Annotated in this window: 4 protein-coding genes; all 4 read left to right on the top strand. The window is 56.7% G+C overall.

Annotation, left to right across the window (positions count from 1 at the left end; translation table 11 throughout):
- Window positions 1–199, top strand: a 199-nt coding sequence (locus V5F48_RS24780; RefSeq protein WP_394260618.1) for a hypothetical protein, incomplete at its 5' end; no start/stop codon positions are given.
- Window positions 200–313: 114 nt separating this feature from the next.
- Complete coding sequence (locus V5F48_RS24775; RefSeq protein WP_394260617.1) at window positions 314–2,563, top strand: AAA family ATPase; 2,250 nt, start codon at window positions 314–316, stop codon at window positions 2,561–2,563.
- A 95-nt stretch (window positions 2,564–2,658) separates the two neighbouring features.
- The gene (locus tag V5F48_RS24770) at window positions 2,659–3,993 is read left to right on the top strand and encodes a competence protein CoiA family protein (protein ID WP_394260616.1); all 1,335 of its coding nucleotides are present in this window, start codon (window positions 2,659–2,661) and stop codon (window positions 3,991–3,993) included.
- A gap of 339 nt (window positions 3,994–4,332) precedes the next feature.
- Window positions 4,333–4,541, top strand: a 209-nt coding sequence (locus V5F48_RS24765; RefSeq protein WP_394260615.1) for a hypothetical protein, incomplete at its 3' end; no start/stop codon positions are given.

Below are 4,541 nucleotides of genomic sequence, written 5' to 3'. Positions count from 1 at the left end.
GAGCGTTCTCGGAGCCCGAGCAAAGGTCCCGAGACCCATCATCGAACGGGCAGAAAAGATCGTGAAAGAGCGGATCAAGGCCATAGAGGAAGAAACCACAACTGCTGACGACCCCGAAATCGGTCGCAGCAAGCGCGAGAACGAAACCTTCGACGACGCCGCAATCCAGAACCTTTTCGCGCCTCTTCTATCCCAATAGCGTCACAGGCACTGTTACGTAAAGGCTGCCGCCACCTTTCAGAGTGGGATTGTCAATCCTGCACGCTTAGGTTTATCGTCAAGCTTGATGCCATGACCCCCAGCGAGATCATCCATGCTGACATCGCTCAAGAAAATTGAAAACTTAGGGGTATTCTCCAAATACACAGCAGCAAACGACCTGCCGGAGTTTCAGCGCTTCAACGTGATCTACGGCGACAACGGCTCGGGCAAAACAACTCTGTCGCGGCTGCTCGCGACTCTTCCGGCCGGTAATCATCCTGAATACGCTGATCTCAAATACTCCGTTACGACGCAGTCGGGCGTTCTGACGCACGGACAAAAATATCCAAGGAGCATCCGTGTCTTCAACTCCGACTATGTCGAGGCAAATGTTGGTCAGTGTGAGGGGCATATCCCGCACATTCTGATCGTTGGGGAAGCTAATAAGGCCCTCGCGCAGGAAGTCTCTGACGAGCAGGCCGCCTATACCGAACGCCTCAACGGGATCGAGGCTGCGACAAACGCCATCGCAAAACTGGAGAGCAACCGAGGAAAGCTGTTTTCGGCCATTGCAAAGACGATCGGAGAAGCGACCAGCGGCGCGACTCTGCGGAGCTATCGCAAGCCCGACGCCGAAGCGGTATATCTCAAGCTGACGGGCTTCAACGAACTGTCCGACGCCGAACTCGCGGTCCATCGCGCGACCGTGCATCAGGAGCAGCTTGAGGCCGTGGAGCGCGTGGCTCTCCCCGTTGTGCACCGCGGCGACGGAACGAGCCCAAATCTTCTGGAGGTTCTCAGCATTATTGTCGCCGACGTGAACCTTCTCACTGCGCGTACCGCCCAGTCGGCGGTGATTGCTCGCCTCGAAGAGAACGGCGACCTCAACGACTGGGTCGAGCGCGGCGTCGCTATCCATCGCAATCACAAGTCGGAACGCTGTGAGTTTTGTGACCAGCAATTGCCGGCTGTGCGCATGATGCAGTTGGCAGGCCATTTCAGTGACGAGGATCAGAACCTGAAATTCGATATCGAGGCGGAGCAGAAGCATCTCGACGTCGTGCGGCACTACATTCGTCAGATGCTCGTCCCGGCAAAGGCGCAGTTCTATTCCGAGCTGCGGGATGAGGCCGAGGTCTCATCGGTCGCCCTCGAAAATGCAAAAGCGAGTGCGCTGAAATTCGTGGATGAGGTTGACGCCGCACTCGCACAAAAGCTCACGCAGCGCACGACGTCCTACACGGCGAGCTTGACACCGGATTTCTCAGACCTGTCGGCAGCGGTCGCGAGAGCGAAGACGCTGTGTGATCGCCACAATCAGAAAACCTCTGCCTTTGACGCCGAGAGGACGAAGGCGCGCGATGCCATCGAAGCGAGCTACCTGTCATCGATTTCGGCGCAGGTCATCGCGTTCGACGACGAGATCACCAAGGCCAGGAGGCTCATTGAGGATCTCAAAGCTGGCGCGTCAGAGCCGTATTCGACGCGCACTATTGAAGCGCTCAAAAAGTCGATCGCTGAGAAGCGTGCCAAGGTCGCAAATGCCCATACGGCTGGCGAAGACCTCACCAGGCGACTGAAAAACTTCCTAGGGCGTGCAGAGCTCAGCTTTGCATCAGCGGACGAAGGCTACTTGGTTCACCGCAGGGGCAAGGCCGCCAAGCGCCTAAGCGAGGGCGAGAAGACCGCCATCGCTTTTATCTACTTCCTTGTTCAACTCGGTGATCAGGCCTTCGATATCGCCGAAGGCGTGGTCGTGATCGACGACCCTATCTCAAGCCTCGATTCCTCGGCGATCTACCAGGCGTTTTCCTACCTAAAGAATGCCGTCAAGGACGCCAAACAGGTCATCATCCTCACGCACAACTTCGACTTCCTGAAGCTGGTGCTGAACTGGTTTCACGGCATCCCCAAAAAAGCCGGGTTGAAGGCGTACTTTATGATTGTGTGCGCCGAAGACGAGAACGGGCGCAACGCCCGGCTATGCAAGCTCGATCAGTTGCTTCAGGAGCACGCGTCCGAATACCAATACCTCTTCAAAAAGCTCTATACGTACAAATCGGACGGCACGATCGAAAGCGCCTACCACATCCCCAACGTCGCCCGAAAAGTGTTGGAGACATTTCTGGAATACTACGAGCCGTCCTCCGCTAAGCTTTACGAAAAACTGGATGCGATCGATTTCGATCCTCTCAAGAAGGCCGCCATTTTCAAGTTCGCCAATGATCTCTCACATATGACCGGCAAAGGGTTTGATCCGGCACTGGTAGCCGAGACACAAAAGAACACTGCCTATCTCTTAGAGATGATCGCAACCTTGGCCCCGAAGCATCACGCGGGGCTTGTGAAGCTCTGCGCTTAGGGCACCTGCGTCCGCCTCTCGGCAGACATTGTATGTCCGTTTCCGGCGCAGCCTATAGTCTGGCTTAGCGTAAGGCTCTCATAAGGCGATCAAAAATGGTGCGACAGCCCCAGCGGATCATCGAAGCCGCCTTGATTAATGGTATCGGACCGGTCATGGCCCGAGATCTACTCGCAATGCCGGAAAACAGATGGGGTCTATTGCGCGACCGCATCACGGACCGACGTCAGGGCAAAGACGGGCTCGTTGCCCGTTGTATGGCCTGCGACAGCGAAGTGTACATCAAAACTGCACGCTTGCGCAAAATGAGCCGTCCGTTGTTCGCCCACTACAGTGGAGGGGATCCTGACTGTCGCTGGCATCATGGGCGCCGCGCTGCGCCTGATGAAGTGCGGGCCGCGCAGTATCAAGGCCGCCAGGAATCGAACTTTCACCGGCTGATGTGCGAGCAAATTGCAGAGGTTGTAGAGCTTGACGAGCGCCATATCAGGCACACAATCGCTAAATATCTGCCGCCGACCGAGAACAAGCACGGCCGCTACCCAGATATCTATGTCGAATGGAAGGGCTGCGGCGCTTTCGCAATCGAATTTCAATTATCGGGGACTTTCCAGACGGAGATTTCGGCGCGCTGCAAGCACTATGAGTACGAGGGGATTCCGCTGCTCTGGATACTGTTTGGGATCGACATTTCTGCCGTAGTCCAGCAAAGCTTTCTGGACGTGATCCGCAGGCATCGCGGCAACGCTTTTGTCTTCGACCCCGCAGCGATTGCGGCGTCGAAGGAGCAAAAGACGCTCATGCTGACCTGTTATCTGCAAAATGCAGAGGGCTTCGATGCGCCCAAGCTTGTCCGCTTCGATGAACTGACAATTCCAAGGTCGAAGCTTCCCTTTCACGAAGATAGGATCGTCACGCCGCTTCTGGCAGAAATCGAACGTCGGCGTCGCCCTTGGTTCGAGGCGTTGGCCGATTGGGACCACTTTGCGCCATTGTGCAACCTCGATCGCCAACAGGGCCTGCTCGTCGCTGCCGCCTTCTCGATCGTTGCGACAGCCAACGGCAAGGAGCGAAACTATGCGAGCGATCACCCGAATATCCGCGCAATGCTCAATACCTATCTGCACACTGGAACCCTCGCGCCCTACACCAATCTGCTGACCCGGCTCATTGCTAACACGTCGATGGTGGACCTGCTTGGCACCACGGTTGGTGACCATCTGCGCCGCCACAGCGCCGAGCAGCTGGTGGACGAGGAATCATCGGTGGAGTGGCGTCTTCTCAAACATTTGCTTCCTGAAGCCCTAGATGCTGTGATCCGCGATGAACTCAAATACCTCGATGCGCTGCCGGGGTGGGCTATCACGACAAACGTTTCACCGCCCCGCCCCTTCCAGGTGATATCTCCTCCTTCGGCAGCGCCTGCCTAGCCGTCCCAGCGAACTATATCCCTGACGTCCATTTCCACGGGTATGATTATCGCCACAAGCTGCCCAAGCCCCGTCGGAAGGTCTCTTTTCTGGACTAGCGCCAGAGTCCGTTCCTGGCGCTGGGGGCTCAATCTGTTCCCGATTCCTGATTGTGGCGTTAGTTTATAGTGGGGCTGCTCCTCGGAAGGAGGACGCCATGCTGAGATCACCGGCCCGACCAAGGACGCACTTGCAGCTTGGCTCGCGATCCGGCGAGCACAAGAGCAGCGTTTGGCTTTGGCCAACCCGCGGAGGCACAGTGATGTTCACCTCATGTTCGCACCCTGCTAGGATGCGAACATGGATTCCACATCAGTGAGCATGTCGGGCGGATTGGGCGCGATTTACATGGGTGCGGCGATCGAGCTCGCATCCGAGCGCGCCGTTCTTGCAAGCATTGTCAACCAACTTGATCGTGCTCACGCCCCCTACGTCATCTTCGCCAACGTGCAGATTGGCGGCCGACAGCTTGATTGTATCGTTGCGACAGCCGAGGTTGTAACGGTTTT

The organism is Xanthobacter autotrophicus ATCC 700552 (assembly GCF_043194565.1).
GTDB classification, from domain to species: domain Bacteria; phylum Pseudomonadota; class Alphaproteobacteria; order Rhizobiales; family Xanthobacteraceae; genus Xanthobacter; species Xanthobacter autotrophicus_F.
This window is presented reverse-complemented; position numbering and strand designations above follow the sequence as displayed.